The organism is Streptomyces sp. NPDC029164 (assembly GCF_055563995.1).
Map to the genome: position 1 here is coordinate 35700 of NZ_JBVHWW010000008.1, position 16675 is coordinate 52374.

The 16675-nt window shown below is 70.7% G+C and carries 13 protein-coding genes; 10 read left to right on the top strand and 3 right to left on the bottom strand.

What is annotated here, in order from left to right:
• The first annotated feature begins 23 nt into the window (after positions 1-23).
• Positions 24-1994: an ATP-dependent DNA helicase gene (locus tag ACZ4VT_RS10075; protein WP_467948214.1), complete on the top strand. Its 1971-nt coding sequence runs from the start codon at positions 24-26 to the stop codon at positions 1992-1994.
• 61 nt (positions 1995-2055) lie between these two features.
• Here ACZ4VT_RS10075 and lexA read toward each other — a convergent pair whose 3' ends face one another.
• The gene (gene lexA / locus ACZ4VT_RS10080) at positions 2056-2850 is read right to left on the bottom strand and encodes a transcriptional repressor LexA (protein WP_030709636.1); all 795 of its coding nucleotides are present in this window, start codon (positions 2848-2850) and stop codon (positions 2056-2058) included.
• Between the two features lie 468 nt (positions 2851-3318).
• Here lexA and nrdR point away from each other — a divergent pair, with 468 nt between their 5' ends.
• The 3 genes from nrdR (at position 3319) to ACZ4VT_RS10095 (ending at position 7870) form a co-directional block, all read left to right on the top strand.
• Complete coding sequence (gene nrdR, locus ACZ4VT_RS10085) at positions 3319-3831, top strand: transcriptional regulator NrdR (RefSeq protein ID WP_319728931.1); 513 nt, start codon at positions 3319-3321, stop codon at positions 3829-3831.
• Between the two features lie 169 nt (positions 3832-4000).
• The gene (locus ACZ4VT_RS10090; RefSeq protein WP_467948216.1) at positions 4001-6886 is read left to right on the top strand and encodes a vitamin B12-dependent ribonucleotide reductase; all 2886 of its coding nucleotides are present in this window, start codon (positions 4001-4003) and stop codon (positions 6884-6886) included.
• 243 nt (positions 6887-7129) lie between these two features.
• Complete coding sequence (locus ACZ4VT_RS10095) at positions 7130-7870, top strand: class I SAM-dependent methyltransferase (RefSeq protein ID WP_467948218.1); 741 nt, start codon at positions 7130-7132, stop codon at positions 7868-7870.
• 81 nt (positions 7871-7951) lie between these two features.
• Here the strand turns inward: ACZ4VT_RS10095 and ACZ4VT_RS10100 are convergent, their stop codons facing one another.
• Positions 7952-8911, bottom strand: a complete 960-nt coding sequence (locus ACZ4VT_RS10100; RefSeq protein ID WP_467948219.1) for a DUF1152 domain-containing protein — start codon at positions 8909-8911, stop codon at positions 7952-7954.
• Positions 8912-9019: 108 nt separating this feature from the next.
• On the opposite strand from ACZ4VT_RS10100, the gene ACZ4VT_RS10105 reads away from it, so the two are divergent.
• The 5 genes from ACZ4VT_RS10105 (at position 9020) to ACZ4VT_RS10125 (ending at position 14230) form a co-directional block, all read left to right on the top strand.
• On the top strand, positions 9020-9859 hold the full coding sequence (locus tag ACZ4VT_RS10105; RefSeq protein WP_467948220.1) for an arylamine N-acetyltransferase family protein: 840 nt from the start codon (positions 9020-9022) through the stop codon (positions 9857-9859).
• 32 nt (positions 9860-9891) lie between these two features.
• Complete coding sequence (locus ACZ4VT_RS10110; RefSeq protein ID WP_319728923.1) at positions 9892-10497, top strand: YdbC family protein; 606 nt, start codon at positions 9892-9894, stop codon at positions 10495-10497.
• A 73-nt stretch (positions 10498-10570) separates the two neighbouring features.
• Positions 10571-11230 (top strand): histidine phosphatase family protein, encoded by a 660-nt coding sequence (locus ACZ4VT_RS10115; protein ID WP_467948221.1) that lies wholly within the window; start codon positions 10571-10573, stop codon positions 11228-11230.
• A gap of 11 nt (positions 11231-11241) precedes the next feature.
• Entirely contained in the window at positions 11242-12159 is a 918-nt protein-coding gene (locus ACZ4VT_RS10120) for an ADP-ribosylglycohydrolase family protein (RefSeq protein WP_467948222.1), read from the top strand.
• A gap of 166 nt (positions 12160-12325) precedes the next feature.
• Positions 12326-14230, top strand: a complete 1905-nt coding sequence (locus tag ACZ4VT_RS10125; RefSeq protein ID WP_467948224.1) for a DUF4153 domain-containing protein — start codon at positions 12326-12328, stop codon at positions 14228-14230.
• An 80-nt stretch (positions 14231-14310) separates the two neighbouring features.
• On the opposite strand, the gene ACZ4VT_RS10130 is transcribed toward ACZ4VT_RS10125, so the two are convergent.
• Positions 14311-15864, bottom strand: a complete 1554-nt coding sequence (locus tag ACZ4VT_RS10130; RefSeq protein ID WP_467948226.1) for an MFS transporter — start codon at positions 15862-15864, stop codon at positions 14311-14313.
• Between the two features lie 140 nt (positions 15865-16004).
• On the opposite strand from ACZ4VT_RS10130, the gene ACZ4VT_RS10135 reads away from it, so the two are divergent.
• On the top strand, positions 16005-16607 hold the full coding sequence (locus ACZ4VT_RS10135; RefSeq protein WP_467948227.1) for a TetR/AcrR family transcriptional regulator: 603 nt from the start codon (positions 16005-16007) through the stop codon (positions 16605-16607).
• Positions 16608-16675: the final 68 nt, after the last annotated feature.

A 16675-nucleotide genomic window follows, 5' to 3' on the forward strand; every position in this document is an offset into this window, starting at 1 on the left:
GGCCCCGTAGGGTTGGCAGTGCTATGACGAAGCCCTCCCTCCCCGACCTGCTGCACGCCGCCGTCTCCGCCGTCGGCGGCACGGAGCGCCCCGGCCAGGTGGCCATGGCCGAAGCCGTCGCCGAAGCGATCGACGACAACTCCCACCGGCTCATCCAGGCCGGTACCGGCACCGGCAAGTCCCTCGGCTACCTGGTGCCGGCCCTCGCCCACGGCGAGCGCGTGGTCGTGGCCACCGCGACCCTCGCCCTCCAGCGGCAGCTCGTCGAGCGCGACCTGCCCCGGACGGTGGAGGCACTGCATCCGCAGCTGCGCCGCCGCCCGCAGTTCGCCATGCTCAAGGGCCGGTCCAACTATCTGTGCCTGCACCGCCTGCACGAGGGCGCTCCGCAGGACGAGGAGGAGGGCCTCTTCGACCAGTTCGAGGCGGCCACCCCCACCAGCAAGCTCGGCAAGGACCTGCTGCGCCTGCGCGACTGGGCGGACGAGACGGAGACCGGCGACCGCGACGACCTCACCCCGGGCGTCTCGGACAAGGCCTGGTCGCAGATCTCGGTCTCCTCGCGCGAATGCCTGGGCGCGACGAAGTGCGCGTACGGAGCCGAGTGCTTCGCGGAGGCCGCCCGTGAGCGGGCCAAGCTCGCGGACGTGGTCGTCACCAACCACGCGCTGCTCGCCATCGACGCCATCGAAGGCGCCCCGGTGCTGCCGCAGCACGAGGTACTGATCGTCGACGAGGCGCACGAGCTGGTCTCCCGGGTCACCGGTGTCGCCACCGGCGAGCTCACCCCAGGGCAGGTCAACCGGGCCGTGAAGCGTGCGGCCAAGCTGGTCGACGAGAAGACCGCGGACGCCCTGCAGACCGCGTCCGAGTCCTTCGAGCGGGTCATGGAGCTGGCGCTCCCGGGCCGCCTGGAGGAGATCCCCGAAGACCTCGGCTACGCGCTGATGTCCCTGCGCGATGCCGCGCGCAACGTGATCTCCGGGATCGGCGCGACCCGCGACAAGTCCGTCCACGACGAGGACGCGGTCCGCAAGCAGGCCCTGGCCGCGGTGGAGAGCATCCACGGAGTGGCGGAGCGGATCACCACCGGCTCCGAGTACGACGTCGTCTGGTACGAGCGCCACGACCGCTTCGGCGCCACCCTCCGGGTCGCCCCGCTGTCGGTGTCCGGCCTGCTGCGGGAGAAGCTGTTCGAGGACCGCTCGGTGGTCCTGACCTCGGCCACCCTCAAGCTGGGCGGCGACTTCAACGGCGTCGCGGCCTCCCTGGGCCTGTCTCCCGAGGGGGTCGAGGGGGACGACGTCCCCGCCTGGCGGGGCCTCGACGTCGGCTCGCCCTTCGACTACCCGAAGCAGGGCATCCTCTACGTCGCCAAGCACCTGGCCACGCCGGGCCGCGAGGGGACCCGCGGCGACATGATGGACGAGCTCGCCGAGCTGATCGAGGCGGCCGGCGGCCGTACCCTCGGCCTCTTCTCCTCCATGCGCGGCGCCAAGGCGGCCGCCGAGGAGCTGCGCGGCCGGCTCGACCACCCGATCCTGCTCCAGGGCGAGGAGACGCTCGGCGAGCTGATCAAGGCCTTCGCCGCGGACCCGAAGACCTGCCTGTTCGGGACCCTGTCGCTCTGGCAGGGCGTTGACGTGCCGGGCCCCAGCTGCCAGCTCGTGGTCATGGACCGGATCCCCTTCCCGCGTCCTGACGACCCTCTGATGAGCGCCCGCCAGAAGTCGGTGGAGGAGCACGGGGGCAACGGCTTCATGGCCGTCGCGGCCACGCATGCCGCCCTGCTGATGGCGCAGGGCGCGGGTCGTCTCGTACGGGCCACGGGAGACCGGGGCGTCGTCGCGGTGCTCGACCCCCGGCTGGCCACGGCCCGGTACGGGAGCTTCCTGCGGGCCACGCTGCCGGACTTCTGGTACACCACGGACCGCAACCAGGTCCGCCGCTCCCTCGCCGCGATCGACGCGACGGCCGAGGCGGACGGCAAGTAGCAGGCGAGAGCCCCCGGGACCGGCGCAGTGGATCCCGGGGGCCGGATGGAGGCGGCGGGCGTCAGACCCGGCGCAGTACCGCGACGACCTTGCCGAGGATGGTCGCGTCGTCGCCGGGGATCGGCTGGTAGGCGGCGTTGTGCGGGAGGAGCCAGACATGCCCATCCTCGCGCTTGAAGCGCTTGACGGTGGCCTCGCCGTCGAGCATCGCCGCGACGATGTCGCCGTTCTCGGCGACGGGCTGGCGACGGACCGTGACCCAGTCACCGTCACAGATGGCGGCCTCGATCATCGAGTCGCCGACGACCTTCAGGACGAAGAGCTCGCCGTCGCCGACGAGCTGGCGGGGGAGCGGGAACACGTCCTCGACCGACTCCTCGGCGAGGATCGGGCCGCCGGCCGCGATCCGGCCGACCAGGGGAACGTAGGAGGCGGCGGGCTTGCCGGTGGTGTCCGTGGGCTGCGAGCTGGGCTGGTCGGATCCGCGCACCTCGTAGGCGCGGGGGCGGTGCGGGTCGCGGCGCAGGAAGCCCTTCCGCTCCAGGGCCATCAGCTGGTGGGCGACCGACGACGTGCTGGACAGGCCGACCGCCTGGCCGATCTCCCGCATGGACGGCGGGTAACCCCGGCGCTGCACGGAGTCGCGAATGACCTCGATGACCCTCCGCTGCCGGTCCGTGAGTCCGGAGCTGTCGGCGCGGATGCCTGGAGGTCGACCTGGCAGCGAGCGTGCGGGGCGTACTACGGGCTCCGCATCCGGGTTCAGGTTTGCGTCGTTCATGGCATGCACCGGCTCGAGTCGGCTCTGGGAGCGGTTCTGGGCAGTGATGGTGGCACTGTCTGCGGTGGTGGTCACGTCGGCCCCTCTCGAAATGTTCTCCCTAGCTGGACAACGGTAGTAGCTTTCGAAAGGTTGCGCCAAACACACGTTCGAGTGAAAAAACGCGGATCGTCCGGCGTGGGCGTATCAAGGGGTGTATGGACGATCGGTCCACCGAACGCTGGTTCGATCCGACGTCCGTTGCTTACGGTACCCTTCCCGGTCGGATCGCCGCCGTCCGGGCCTGTGTCCAGTGTGGCATCGAGGGGCCTCGTGACCGCCTGACGGACACCGCGACACGCACAGCCACGAAAATCCACTCCAACCCAAGATCTAGTGGTTGGATGAGCGCTGCCGCCCAGAAGTAGTGGTCCTGGAGTCTGCTGAGGCTCCTGGGATCGCATATGCTGGGGGCTGCTCCACGAGCCCCCGGCAGAGCTTGTCTCCGCCGTTGAGGGGCATGTGGGGTGATTCTGTCGTGCCAAGAGGGAGGGTAAGGGAACCGTGCACTGCCCCTTCTGCAGGCACCCCGACAGTCGTGTCGTCGACAGCCGCACCACGGACGACGGCACGTCGATCCGCAGGCGCCGTCAGTGCCCCGACTGCTCCCGTCGCTTCACGACGGTGGAGACGGCCTCGCTGATGGTGATCAAGCGCAGCGGGGTGACGGAACCCTTCAGCCGTACCAAGGTCATCTCCGGCGTGCGCAAGGCGTGCCAGGGGCGACCGGTCACCGAGGACGCCCTCGCCAAGCTCGGCCAGCGGGTCGAGGAGGCGGTGCGCGCCACCGGGAGTGCCGAGCTGACCACCCATGACGTGGGTCTGGCCATTCTCGGCCCGTTGCAGGAGCTCGACCTGGTCGCCTACCTGCGCTTCGCGTCCGTCTACAAAGCGTTCGACACCCTTGAAGACTTCGAGACCGCGATCGCGGAACTGCGCGAGCCGCGGCCTCACCCCCACGAGTGCGAGCCCGGAGGGACCGCTTCGGTCCCCGTGCCCGCCTCCGCCTCCGGCTGACCGGACGGCCCGCGCCGCGATGCGCACGCACCGTGACGCGGCCGCTCGGCCCGGAGGTCCTCCCGGCGGGAGCCGGGGGAGAAAAACGTAGAAACAGACACACAGCACCGTGCCGCGGAATAGCGCTGGCACTTTAGGGCGTTTTTGCCCGCATATGGGAGGAAGCGGCATGACAGAGACGGCGAGCGGCTCGGCACGTGGTTCCCGCGCCAAGGGGACCAAGGCTGCCAAGGGCGGCCTGCGTATCGAGCGCATCCACACCACCCCGGGCGTGCACCCCTACGACGAGGTGAGCTGGGAGCGCCGTGACGTCGTCATGACCAACTGGCGCGACGGCTCGGTCAACTTCGAGCAGCGTGGCGTCGAGTTCCCCGACTTCTGGTCGGTGAACGCGGTCAACATCGTCACCAGCAAGTACTTCCGCGGCGCGGTCGGCACCCCGCAGCGCGAGACCGGCCTGAAGCAGCTGATCGACCGGATCGTGAAGACGTACACGAAGGCCGGCGAGGACTTCGACTACTTCGCGTCGCCAGCCGACGTGGAGATCTTCGAGCACGAGCTGACCTACGCCCTCCTGCACCAGATCTTCAGCTTCAACTCTCCGGTGTGGTTCAACGTCGGGACGGCCCAGCCGCAGCAGGTCTCCGCCTGCTTCATCCTGTCCGTCGACGACTCCATGGAGTCGATCCTCGACTGGTACAAGGAAGAAGGCATGATCTTCAAGGGCGGCTCCGGCGCCGGCCTGAACCTCTCCCGCATCCGCTCCTCCAAGGAGCTCCTCTCCTCCGGCGGCAACGCCTCCGGTCCGGTCTCCTTCATGCGCGGCGCCGACGCGTCCGCAGGAACGATCAAGTCGGGCGGTGCCACCCGCCGCGCGGCCAAGATGGTCGTCCTGGACGTGGACCACCCGGACGTCGAGGCCTTCATCGAGACCAAGGTGAAGGAAGAGGAGAAGATCCGCGCCCTGCGCGACGCGGGCTTCGACATGGACCTGGGCGGCGACGACATCACGTCCGTCCAGTACCAGAACGCCAACAACTCCGTCCGCGTGAACGACGAGTTCATGACGGCCGTCGAGAACGGCACCGAGTTCGCCCTGCGCGCCCGCATGACCGGCGAGGTCATCGAGAAGGTCGACGCCAAGGCGCTCTTCCGCAAGCTCGCCGAGGCCGCGTGGGCCTGCGCCGACCCGGGCATCCAGTACGACGGTGTGATCAACAACTGGCACACCTGCCCCGAGTCCGGCCGCATCACCGCGTCCAACCCCTGCAGCGAGTACATGCACCTGGACAACACGTCCTGCAACCTCGCCTCGCTCAACCTGATGAAGTTCCTCAACGACGACGGCAAGGGCAACCAGTCGTTCGACGCCGAGCGCTTCGCCAAGGTCGTGGAGCTCGTCATCACCGCGATGGACATCTCCATCTGTTTCGCGGACTTCCCGACGCAGAAGATCGGCGAGAACACCCGCGCCTTCCGCCAGCTGGGCATCGGCTACGCCAACCTCGGCGCCCTGCTGATGGCCACCGGCCACGCGTACGACTCGGACGGCGGCCGCACCCTCGCCGCCTCGATCACCTCGCTGATGACCGGTACGGCGTACAAGCGTTCCGCCGAGCTGGCCGCGATCGTCGGCCCGTACGACGGCTACGCCCGCAACGCCGACGCCCACAAGCGCGTCATGAAGCAGCACGCCGACGCCAACGCCGTCGCGCCGCGCACCGAGGACCTCGACAACGTCATCTGGGCCGCGGCCACCGAGGCCTGGCAGGACGTCCTGCGCCTCGGCGAGAAGAACGGCTTCCGCAACTCCCAGGCCTCCGTCCTCGCGCCCACCGGCACCATCGGTCTCGCGATGTCCTGCGACACCACCGGTGTCGAGCCGGACCTGGCCCTGGTCAAGTTCAAGAAGCTCGTCGGCGGCGGCTCGATGCAGATCGTCAACGGCACCGTCCCGCAGGCCCTGCGCCGCCTGGGTTACCAGGAGGAGCAGATCGAGGCGATCGTCTCCCACATCGCCGAGCACGGCGTGGTCGTCGACGCCCCGGGCCTGAAGACCGAGCACTACTCGGTGTTCGACTGCGCCATGGGCGAGCGTTCCATCTCCGCGATGGGCCACGTCCGCATGATGGCCGCGATCCAGCCCTGGATCTCCGGCGCGATCTCGAAGACGGTCAACATGCCGGAGACGGCGACCGTCGAAGAGATCGAGGAGATCTACTTCGAGGCGTGGAAGATGGGCGTCAAGGCGCTCGCGATCTACCGCGACAACTGCAAGGTCGGCCAGCCCCTCTCCGCGAAGAAGAAGGAAGAGGAGAAGGAGGAGGTCACCGCCAAGGCGGAGGAGACCATCCGCGCGACCGTTGAGAAGGTCATCGAGTACCGCCCCGTCCGCAAGCGCCTCCCGAAGGGCCGCCCGGGCATCACCACCTCCTTCACGGTCGGTGGCGCCGAGGGCTACATGACGGCGAACTCCTACCCGGACGACGGTCTCGGCGAGGTCTTCCTGAAGATGTCCAAGCAGGGCTCGACCCTCGCGGGCATGATGGACGCCTTCTCGATCGCCGTCTCGGTCGGTCTGCAGTACGGCGTGCCGCTGGAGACCTACGTATCGAAGTTCACCAACATGCGCTTCGAGCCGGCCGGCATGACGGACGACCCGGACGTGCGGATGGCGCAGTCGATCGTCGACTACATCTTCCGTCGCCTGGCGCTCGACTTCCTGCCGTTCGAGACCCGCTCGGCCCTCGGCATCCACACCGCAGACGAGCGTCAGCGCCACCTCGACACGGGCTCCTATGAGCCCCTCGAGGACGAGCTGGACACCGAGTCGCTGACCCAGTCCGTCCCGCTGGCCGCGGTGCCGTCGGCGCCGAAGCCGGCGACCGTCCCGGTCCCGGCTCCGAAGACGGCGCACAGCAACGCCGAACTGGTCGAGATGCAGCTCGGCGTCTCCGCCGACGCACCGCTCTGCTTCTCCTGCGGTACGAAGATGCAGCGCGCCGGCTCCTGCTACATCTGCGAGGGCTGCGGCTCCACCAGCGGCTGCAGCTGACACCGGGCGTAGCCCGGACGGGTAGCTGACCAGCGGCTCACCGCTCACGAAGGGGACCGGCCTCAGGCCGGTCCCCTTCGTCGTGCGCCCGTACGGTGAGCCGGGACGAGGGTCGCTTTTTCGTTGGTTCCGCCAAGTACGACGGTCTGTCAGGTTGGGAGAGACTGCCCGCCAGAGGCCAAGGCGCACCCCGGGACAGGGGCGTCCCGCGGCCGAGGAGCCGATGAGCCATGGGGGAGAACTGTGAGCACGCAGCAGTACGACGAGATCGGTGAAGCGTACGAAGGCTTCAAGTCCCTGCCGCTGGAGCAGTACGTGGTGGTGCCGGGCTTCCTTGCCCTGGTCGGGGACGTACGGGGCAAGTCGCTCCTCGACCTGGCCTGCGGCACCGGTTTCTACAGCAGGGAGTTCAGGCGGCGCGGAGCCTCGGAGGTGCTCGGAATCGACATCTCCGGTGAGATGGTCGCCGTGGCGCAGCAGTTGGAGGAGCGCGATCCGCTGGGGGTGCGCTACGAGGTGGGTGACGTGGCCGAACTGCGGCCCCTCGGGCAGGCTTTCGACGTCGTCCTGGGAGTCCAGCTGCTCAACTACGCGCACGACATCGCCACCACCGAGCGGATGTGCCGCAACGTGCACCGGAGCCTCAAGCCCGGCGGCGAGTTCTTCCTGCTCAACCAGTCGCCCGACTTCCGCTTCGACGGGCCCACCCCGGAAAGGTACGGCTTCCGCAGCGTGCTCACCGGGGAAGAGGGCGAGACCGGGCCGCAGGTCCGCACCACGGCGCTGCTCGACCCGCCGGTCTCGTTCGTCGCCAACCTTCCGCGCCGCGAGGTCTACGAGAAGTGCCTGCCCGCGGCCGGGTTCAGCGAGCTGACCTGGGTCCCGCTGGAGGTGTCCGACGGGGCGGTGCGCGAGTTCGGTGAGGAGTTCTGGGCGGACTTCCGGGCCAATCCGCCGCTGGAGATGCTGCGCTGCCGCGCCTGACGGCCGACCGGGGATCCGGCTGACGTCGTGAACCGCCGAGGCGGGCAGGTCTTCCCGGAGACCTGCCCGCCTCCGCCGGGCTCAGTGGGGGATGCTGCGGGTCGGGCGGGTGACGAGGTCCTCGCGGAATTCCGCGATCCGGGAATGGACCTGCCGGATCAGGTGGGTGTCCTCGATGCGGTCCAGGTAGAGGCAGTGCGCGGCCAGTCCCGGCAGGTCGAAGGCGAAGCACAGCGACATCAGCGGGTTCACGAAGAGCTCGCTGCCCTGGGTGCGGGTGGTGAACTGCACGTCGCCGAAGGAGCCCCGGACGGCCGCCGCGATCGATCCGTTGACGATGCTGGGGCGCTCGGGGTTGTGCTCCTGGGCATGGGCCACCGCGTCCAGGAAGAGCGCGCCCTCACGGGTGGCGCGCGGGACGGAGAACGCGCCGAGGTACGCTCCCGCGCGCTCCAGCGCCGCGATGTTCTCCAGCACCAGGGCGTGGCTCACCCCGTGGTACGCGTCCACGCCGAAGCCGACCGACACGACGAGGCGCTCCGGTATCTCGTCCAGCGCGGCCAGCGCCGCCACGCTGGTCAGGTCCTCCTCGGGGGTGCCGAGGCCGGCTTCGTCGCCCCGCATCAGAATGTCCGTACCGCCGTCGACCAGGACGATCGCGTCGATGCGGTGGAGGTCGATCAGCTCGCGGTAGGCGGCGCGCAGCGGCTGCACGCCGGTCTGCGGGAAGGCGTACACGCGCGCCGGGTAGCCGTGCAGCCGGAGCCACTGGGCCAGCGTCCGCTCGGGGAAGTACGCCTGGTGCGGCGCGGAGTCGGGGGTGATGACGGCGAGGTCGGGGGCGGCCCACTCCTCGACGGGCAGTCCGGCGAGGGAGCTGAAGGAAAGGTTCGCCAGGTGGACCTCCTTGCCCTGGTGCAGGAGGGAGAGGGCGATGGGGAGCCCGGCGTAGATGTCGAAGCCGCCGCCCGCGCCGGCGACCAGGACGCGTTCGGAGTCGGCGAGGCGGGCGAAGAGCGGGTTGGTGTGCAGGGCCGTCATGGCGATCATTGTGCGGGGTTCGGCGAACGGACGCCCCGGGATTTACGGCGGTGCGATACCGCGGACACGGACACGGACACGGACACGGGGACGGGGAAGCGGGGAGTCATGTGGAGCGGTGAAGAGCTGGACCTGGACGCGTACCTGGCGAGGATCGGACTTCAGGAGAACGCGGCGGACGGCCGGGAACTCCGGCCGGACCTCGCCACGTTGTACGCAGTGCACAGGGCCCACACCACGGCCATCCCCTTCGAGAGCCTGGACGTCCTGCTCGGCCGCCCCGTCGCGCTGGACGTCAAGTCGATCGAGGACAAGCTCGTGCACGCCGGCCGCGGCGGCTACTGCTACGAGCAGAACTCCCTGCTGGCCGCTGCCCTGGAGCGGCTCGGCTTCGAGGTCTCCGGGCGCGGTGCCCGCAACCGCACCCGCGGGGACTCCCTGATGCCCGTGACGCACGCCGTCCTCGTCGTCACGGTCGAGGGGGAACCGTGGCTGTGCGACGTGGGGTTCGGCCACCAGGGCCCCCGTGAGCCGGTCCCGCTGGGGCGCCCCGGCGTCGCGGCGGAGCAGGGGGAGTGGACGTACCGCGTCCGCGAGGAGGAGGACGGCATCCTCGTGCTGTGCCTCCTGCGCGGCGGCACCTGGCGGGACCTGTACGCCTTCTCCCCGCAGCGCTACCACCCCGTCGACTACGTCCTGCTCAACCACTACAGCTCCGGTCACCCCCGCTCCTCCTTCGTGGGGCGGCTCGTCGTCCACCACCCGGGGGACGCCGTCCGCAAGGCGCTCGTCGGGCGGGAGTTCACCCTGCTGTACCCCGACGGGCGGACCGAACGGCGGGACGTCGGCCCGGACGAGCTGCTCGCCGTACTCGACCATGAGTTCGGGCTTCGCCTGCCCGAGCGGGATGCGGCGGAACTGGTGCGGATCCACCGCGCCGAGGACTGACCCGGGCCGCGCCGGGCCCGTACGATGGCGCAGTGCTGGTCAAGTGGATTCGCTGCACGGTGACGGACCGACGCGGGTTCGAGCGCGGGCAGCGAAAATGGGCGGGGCTGCCGGGCGAGCCGGGCTTCCGGGGGCAGGGCGGCGGCTGGAGCCGGGGCCGGCAGGGGGTCGCGCATGTCTTCGCGTTCTGGGAGAGCCGATCCTTCTACGACTCCTTCATGGCCCGCTCGCACGACCGGCTGGCCGCCGCGCAGAACGGCACCTACACCGATCTGAGGGTCACCCTCTTCGATCACCGCTTCGACGTGAAGACCGGCTTCGAGCCGCGCTTCACCGACGCCGACGTGGTACGGGTCGCGCACACCCGCGTCCGTGAGGGGCGGGTCGACCACTTCGCCCTCATGCAGGAGAAGGTATGGAATCCGGCCATGGCGGGCTCGCCCGGCATGATCCGCGGCCTCTTCGGGGAGGCCCCGGGGCGGGAGTTCCTGGTGCTGTCGATGTGGCACGCCGCCGCCGAGCACGGCAAGTACCGGCAGGAGCGGGTCGAGCGCCTCTCCCTGCGCGCCCAGATCCAGGCCGATGTCGAGGCGCTCACCGGTGACGTCGTCGACCTCGAACCGTCCTGGACGGTATGACCGTACGACTGCCCGCCAGGCCGATCGGCGTGCCCGGTGCGCTGGTCGGCCGATGGCCGAATAGGGTCGTGGGATGGCTCGACCACGGCGCATCGTCCTTGTCCGGCACGGGGAATCGGAGGGGAACGCCGACGACTCGGTGTACGAACGCGAGCCCGACCATGCCCTGCGGCTGACCCGGAACGGGCGCGAGCAGGCGGCGGCGGCCGGGCTGCGGCTGCGCGAGCTCTTCGGCGAGGAGACGATCAGCGCGTACGTCTCCCCCTACCGCCGGACCCTGCAGACCTTCCGCGAACTGCGGCTGGACCCGACGCGGGTCCGGATGCGCGAGGAGCCGAGACTGCGCGAGCAGGACTGGGGGAACTGGCAGGACCGGGCCGACGTACGGCTGCAGAAGGCGTACCGGGACGCGTACGGGCACTTCTTCTACCGGTTCGCGCAGGGCGAGTCCGGGGCCGACGTGTACGACAGGGTCGGGTCCTTCCTGGAAAGCCTCTACCGCAGCTTCGAGGCCCCGGACCACCCCGAGAACGTCCTCCTGGTGACCCACGGGCTGACGATGAGGCTGTTCTGCATGCGCTGGTTCCACTGGTCGGTGGCCGAATTCGAGGCCCTGTCCAATCCCGGCAACGGTGAATTCCGGGTGCTCCTGCGCGGCCCTGACGGCCGGTACCGGATGGACCGCCCGTTTGAGCGGTGGACCACACCCGAGCCTTATGACCTGGACGGCTAGAGTGACCCGCGATGACGCCTGATTCCACTCCCGAACGGCGCTACGCACGCGCCATGTCCAGCCTCCGCGGGCTGGCCCTGGGTGACGCCCTGGGCTCCCAGTACTTCGTCCCCGTGAACTACCCCCTGCTCAAACGACGCGAGCTGCCCGCCGGCAGCGGGACGTGGCAGTGGACCGACGACACCGAGATGGCCTGCTCGGTCGTGGCGGTGCTGGCCGAGCACGGACGGATCGACCAGGACGCGCTCGCGCGCTCCTTCGCCCACCACCACGACGTCGACCGGGGCTACGGGCCCGCGGTGAACCGGATGCTGCGGTTGGTGCGCGAGGGTGAGGACTGGCGCACGCTGGCCGCGGAACTGTTCAACGGGCAGGGCTCGTGGGGCAACGGCGCCGCCATGCGGATCGCGCCGCTGGGCGCCTGGTACGCCGACGACCCGGAGCAGGCCACCCACCAGGCGGAGATCTCCGCCTACACCACCCACCAGCACCGCGAGGCCGTGTGCGGGGCGATGGCCGTCGCCGCGGCGGCCGCGCTGGCCGCCGCTCCCGCCGGTCCGCCGAAGGCTTCCGACCTGCTGGACGGGGTGATCGCGCTGGTGCCGCGCAGCGCCGTGGGCGCCGGGCTGCGGCGGGCGCGGGACATGCTGGACTATGGCGACGCGACCACGGTCGCGGCCGTTCTGGGCTGCGGGCGGCGCACGAGCGCCCATGACACGGTGCCCTTCGCGCTGTGGTCCGCGGCGCGTGCGCTGGACGACTACGAGCGGGCCTTCTGGACCACCGCGCAGGTGGGCGGAGACGTCGACACGACCTGCGCGATCGTCGGCGGGGTACTGGGGGCCCGCGGGGACGCGGTGCTGCCGGCCGCGTGGCTGGCGCGCACCGAGGCTCTGCCGGCTTGGCTGCCGGAGACGGCGACGCGCTGACGGATCGCCGCTCCGGGCTTCCGGCGCAGGTGACACGCGTTCTTCCGATTGTCACGGTCCTGCCACAGGCTCTTTTGATCCTGTTCAAAACCGCCTCCCACCGGCCTACTCTGTCCGCTGCGCCGCCCCCCGGAACGACGGGGCGGCCGACAGGGGAGGGAACCCGATGTCAGAGAACACCGGCGGGGCGGACGCAGCCCGGTCCGAGGACCCGCAGGACCCAGGGGCCTCGAAGGACCCCAAGGGCACGGTCAACGCAGGGGCCGCGGCCGGGGACTCATCCGCGAGGCCGGCCCCGGGTGCTCCGAAGGCCTCGGGTGCTCCAGTGGCCTCGGGTGCTCCAGTGGCCGCAGCAGCACCTGCCGTCGCATCAGCACCGGCCGCAGGAGCACCTGCCGTCGCGTCAGCACCGGCCGATGCAGCGCCGGCCGCCGCGTCTCCACCCGCGGCTCCTGCCGGGGGCGCGCCCACCGGCCCGGCCGGTCCACCGCCGGGCGGGCCCGCCGACGCCGCCGCGTGGCAGGCCTGGCAGGTGCACCAGTACCAGCAGCGCCAATGGGCCGCCGCCCAAGCGAAGTCCGCCTCGCCCTCGTGGGTCACGCTCGTGCGCCCCGCCGAGGCAGCCCCCATCGCGACCGCGACCCTCCTCGCCGCCCTCGCCACCGGCCTCGCCGCCGCACTGTTCCTCGGCGACGGCATGGGCCCCGGCCTGCTGCTCGCGGTGGTGCCCGCCGTCGCCGCCGCGTACGTCGCCGCCCGCACGGCACGGCGTAACGCCCGACCCTGGACGGTGGTCTGGGCGCTCGGCTGCCTCGCCCTCCTCGCCGTACCGGCCCTGCGCGACTCCGCCTGGCCGTCCACGCTCGCGATCCTGTCCGCCGTCCTGCTGGGCGCGCTGGCCCTGCACGGCAGCCGCAGCTGGCCCGGCGTCGTGCTCAGCCCGCTCGGCTTCTTCGACTCGGCGGTGTCCGGGCTCGCCTGGGCCCTGGTCGGACTGCGGTCACGAGGCGGGGTCAGCAAGGACCGCTGGCTGCCCATCGCCAAGGCGACCGCCGTGGCCGTGGCCCTACTGGTGGTCTTCGGCGCGCTGTTCGCCTCCGCCGACGCCGCGTTCGCCCGCCTCCTCGGCGGTCTGATCCCCGACGTGTCGACCGAGAACGGGCCCATCCGGTTCCTGCTCTTCCTCCTCGGCACGCTCCTCGCGCTCGCCGCCGCCCGCACCGCCGCGGCCCCGCTGCGCTGGGACCGGATCAGGGTGGCCCCGGGCAAGCCGCGCTCCCGGGTCGAATGGGCCCTTCCGCTCGTCGTGCTCAACCTGCTCTTCGCCGGCTTCAACGCCGTCCAGCTGGCCGTCCTGTTCGGCGGCTACGACAAGGTCCTGGAGAGCACCGGTCTCAGCCACGCCGAGTACGCCCGCCAGGGCTTCTGGCAGCTGCTCTGGGCCACCCTGTTCACGCTCGTCGTGATCGCGCTCGCCCTGCGCTGGTCCCCGCGCTCCGGGCCGGGCGACCGCCGCTTCGTCCGCATCGTCCTCGGCGTGCTGTGCACGCTGACCCTGGTCGTGGTCGCCGCCGCGCTGCGCCGCATGGACCTCTACGTGGACGCGTACGGGCTGACCACGCTGCGCGTGTCGGTCGCCGCGATGGAGCTGTGGCTCGGGCTGGTCATCGTACTGATCATGGCGGCCGGGGTGTTCGGCGCACGCTGGCTGCCGCGCGCGGTCGCGGGCAGTGCCGCGGCCGCCGTCCTGGCCTTCGGTCTGCTGTCCCCGGACGGGATGGTCGCCGAGAGCAACGTCGCCCGCTTCGAGACCACCAAGAAGATCGACCTGGCCTACTTCCAGTCCCTGTCGGCGGACGCCGCGCCCGCCCTGGACCGGCTGCCCGAGCCCCAGAGGTCCTGCGCCCTGCGCGGGATCAACGACGAGATGTCCAGGGCCGGAGACGTGCCGTGGTACGCCATGAGCCTGGGCGAGTACCGGGCCCGGCAGATCCTGCGCGAGCGCCCGGTGACGGCCTCGTACGAGGTCTGCTCGCGCCTGGGCACCTTCGGCAGCCGCGTGGAGTATTAGGGCGCGCCGCCGGGTGAGCCCGTACGAGGGCCCGGGCGCGGGGACCGTTCCCCGCGCCCGGGCCTTCGTACGGGAGGAGCTCAGGCGGCCGGGCCGCCCTGCGCGGCCGCGCCGGCCAGGGCCTCCAGGTCGCTCTTGCGCACCCGGATCACCAGCAGGGCGGTGGCCAGGGCGAGGCCCGCCATCGCCACGGCGGCGAAGAACGAGGTGGAGATGCCCTGGGCGAGGACGAGGTCCCCCCACGGGTCGGGCAGCCGGTGGGTCTCCTGGAAAGCGGCCAGCTGATCGGGATTCGCCTGCGCCATGAAGGCCGGGACCTGCTTCTCGGCCTCGCCGCGGCTGGCCGTGCCGAAGACGGTGACCAGGATGGACAGGCCCAGCGAGCCGCCCACCTGCTGGCTGGCGTTGAGCAGCCCGGAGGCCGCGCCCGCCTCCTTCGGCGCCACCCCGGAGACGGCGGTGAGGGTGAGGGTCACGAAGTTGAGGCCCATGCCGAAGCCGAAGAGCAGCATCGGGCCGAGCACGCCGGAGACGTACGAGCTGTCGGTCCGCAGGAAGGTCAGCCAGGTCAGCCCGGATCCGGTGAGCGCGGACCCGATGACCATGAAGGGCTTGGGGCCGAAGCGCGGCAGGAACCGCTGCGAGAGACCGGCCGCGGTGACGATGGCGACGGTCACGGGCAGGAAGCCGAGCCCGGACTGGATCGGGGAGAAGCCCAGCACGTTCTGTACGAACTGGACGATGAAGAAGAACATCCCGAACATCGCGGCCGCGAGGCCGAGCATGATCACGTAGGTGCCGGTGCGGTTGCGGTCGGCGAACATGCGCAGCGGGACGATCGGCTCGCGGGCCCGCGACTCGATCACGACGAAGAGCGCGAGCAGGACGAGGGCCGCGGCGAAGGAGCCGATGGTGAACGAGTCGCGCCAGCCGTCCTCCGAGGCGCGGATGAACCCATACACGAGCGAGGCCATGCCACCCGTGGAGGTGAGGGCTCCGGCGATGTCGAAGCGGCCGGGGTGGCGCTCGGACTCGGTGATGTAGAGCGGGGTGAGGACCGCGATCAGCACGCCGATCGGGACGTTGACGAAGAGCACCCAGCGCCAGTCGAGCCACTCGGTCAGCATGCCTCCGGCCAGCAGGCCGATGGCGCCGCCGCCCGCGGAGACGGCCGCGAACACCCCGAACGCCCGGTTCCGTTCGGGGCCTTCGGGAAAGGTCGTGGTGATCAGGGCGAGCGAGGTCGGAGAGGCGATCGCGCCGCCCACCCCTTGCAGGGCACGGGCCGCGAGCAGCTGCCAGGGCTCCTGGGCGAATCCGCCGAGGAGGGAGGCCAGGGTGAAGAGCAGGATGCCGGCCAGGAACACGCGGCGCCGGCCCAGGATGTCTCCGGCGCGGCCGCCGAGCAGCAGCAGGCCTCCGAAGGTGAGGGTGTAGGCGCTGAGCACCCACGAGAGGTCGGTGGTGCTGAAGCTGAGGGCGTCCTGGATGTGCGGGAGCGCGATGTTCACGATCGTGGCGTCGAGGACGACCATGAGCTGGCATGCGGCGATGACGGCGAGGGCCACTCCGGGGCGCCCCTCGCGGCGCGCCGCCCCCGGTATCCGGGGTGTGGCGAGTTGAGAGCTTGTCACTGAGGATCCCCCCAAAGTGAAATAGTGAACGCATTCGTTCACTACGGGGCTACGGTAGGAGCCGATCCTTAGGGAACGCAAGCGTTCTCTAAGGCCGAAAATACTTGCGTCGGGCACGGGGCCGGCCGGGAGGTGGGGAGATGGTGGGTTCGCGCTGGTCGGCGGCGTCGCCGGGGCGCAGGCGGGGTCCCGAACTCGAACGGGCGATTCTCGACGCCGCGTTGGAGCAGCTGAGCACGGTCGGCTGGAACGCGCTCACCATGGAGGGCGTCGCGGCCGGCGCGCACACCGGCAAGGCCTCGCTCTACCGGCGCTGGCCGTCGAAGGCGGACCTGGTGGCCGACGCGCTGCGGACCGGCCTGCCGCAGATAGGGGAGATTCCCGACGGCGGGTCGATCCGCGAGGACCTCCATCTGCTGTGCGTGCGCACGCGGGACGTCATGCACTCCCGTGCCGGGCAGGCCCTGCGGTCCGTGCTTCACGAATGCGATCACAAGCATGCCGACCGGTTCCACGGGGTCATCTGGTCGGGGCTGCACGAGCCGGCCCAGCGGCTGATCAAGGAGCTTGTGCGGCGGGGAATCGCGCGGGGTGACGTACGGCCGGACGCGACGGGTCCGTTTGTCGTGGATGTCATTCCGGCGATGCTGATGTACCGCACGAAGGTGTGCGGTAGCGAATGGGGTGATGCGGAGATCGCGGAGCTGATCGACGAGGTGATGGTGCCGCTGCTGCGGGCCTGAGGCGCGGCGGGGTGCCGCGCGGGGTGCGCGGAGCGGTGTCCGTGCCGGATCGGGCGGGCGTCGGACCC

Bases quoted from the DNA above. Each gene is read 5' to 3' on its own strand.
- ACZ4VT_RS10075 (WP_467948214.1), top strand. From the start codon at position 24: ATGACGAAGCCCTCCCTCCCCGACCTGCTGCACGCCGCCGTCTCCGCC.
- ACZ4VT_RS10090 (WP_467948216.1), top strand. From the start codon at position 4,001: ATGACAGAGACGGCGAGCGGCTCGGCACGTGGTTCCCGCGCCAAGGGG.
- ACZ4VT_RS10100 (WP_467948219.1), bottom strand. From the start codon at position 8,911: ATGACGGCCCTGCACACCAACCCGCTCTTCGCCCGCCTCGCCGACTCC.
- ACZ4VT_RS10105 (WP_467948220.1), top strand. From the start codon at position 9,020: ATGTGGAGCGGTGAAGAGCTGGACCTGGACGCGTACCTGGCGAGGATC.
- ACZ4VT_RS10115 (WP_467948221.1), top strand. From the start codon at position 10,571: ATGGCTCGACCACGGCGCATCGTCCTTGTCCGGCACGGGGAATCGGAG.
- ACZ4VT_RS10120 (WP_467948222.1), top strand. From the start codon at position 11,242: ATGACGCCTGATTCCACTCCCGAACGGCGCTACGCACGCGCCATGTCC.
- ACZ4VT_RS10125 (WP_467948224.1), top strand. From the start codon at position 12,326: ATGTCAGAGAACACCGGCGGGGCGGACGCAGCCCGGTCCGAGGACCCG.
- ACZ4VT_RS10135 (WP_467948227.1), top strand. From the start codon at position 16,005: ATGGTGGGTTCGCGCTGGTCGGCGGCGTCGCCGGGGCGCAGGCGGGGT.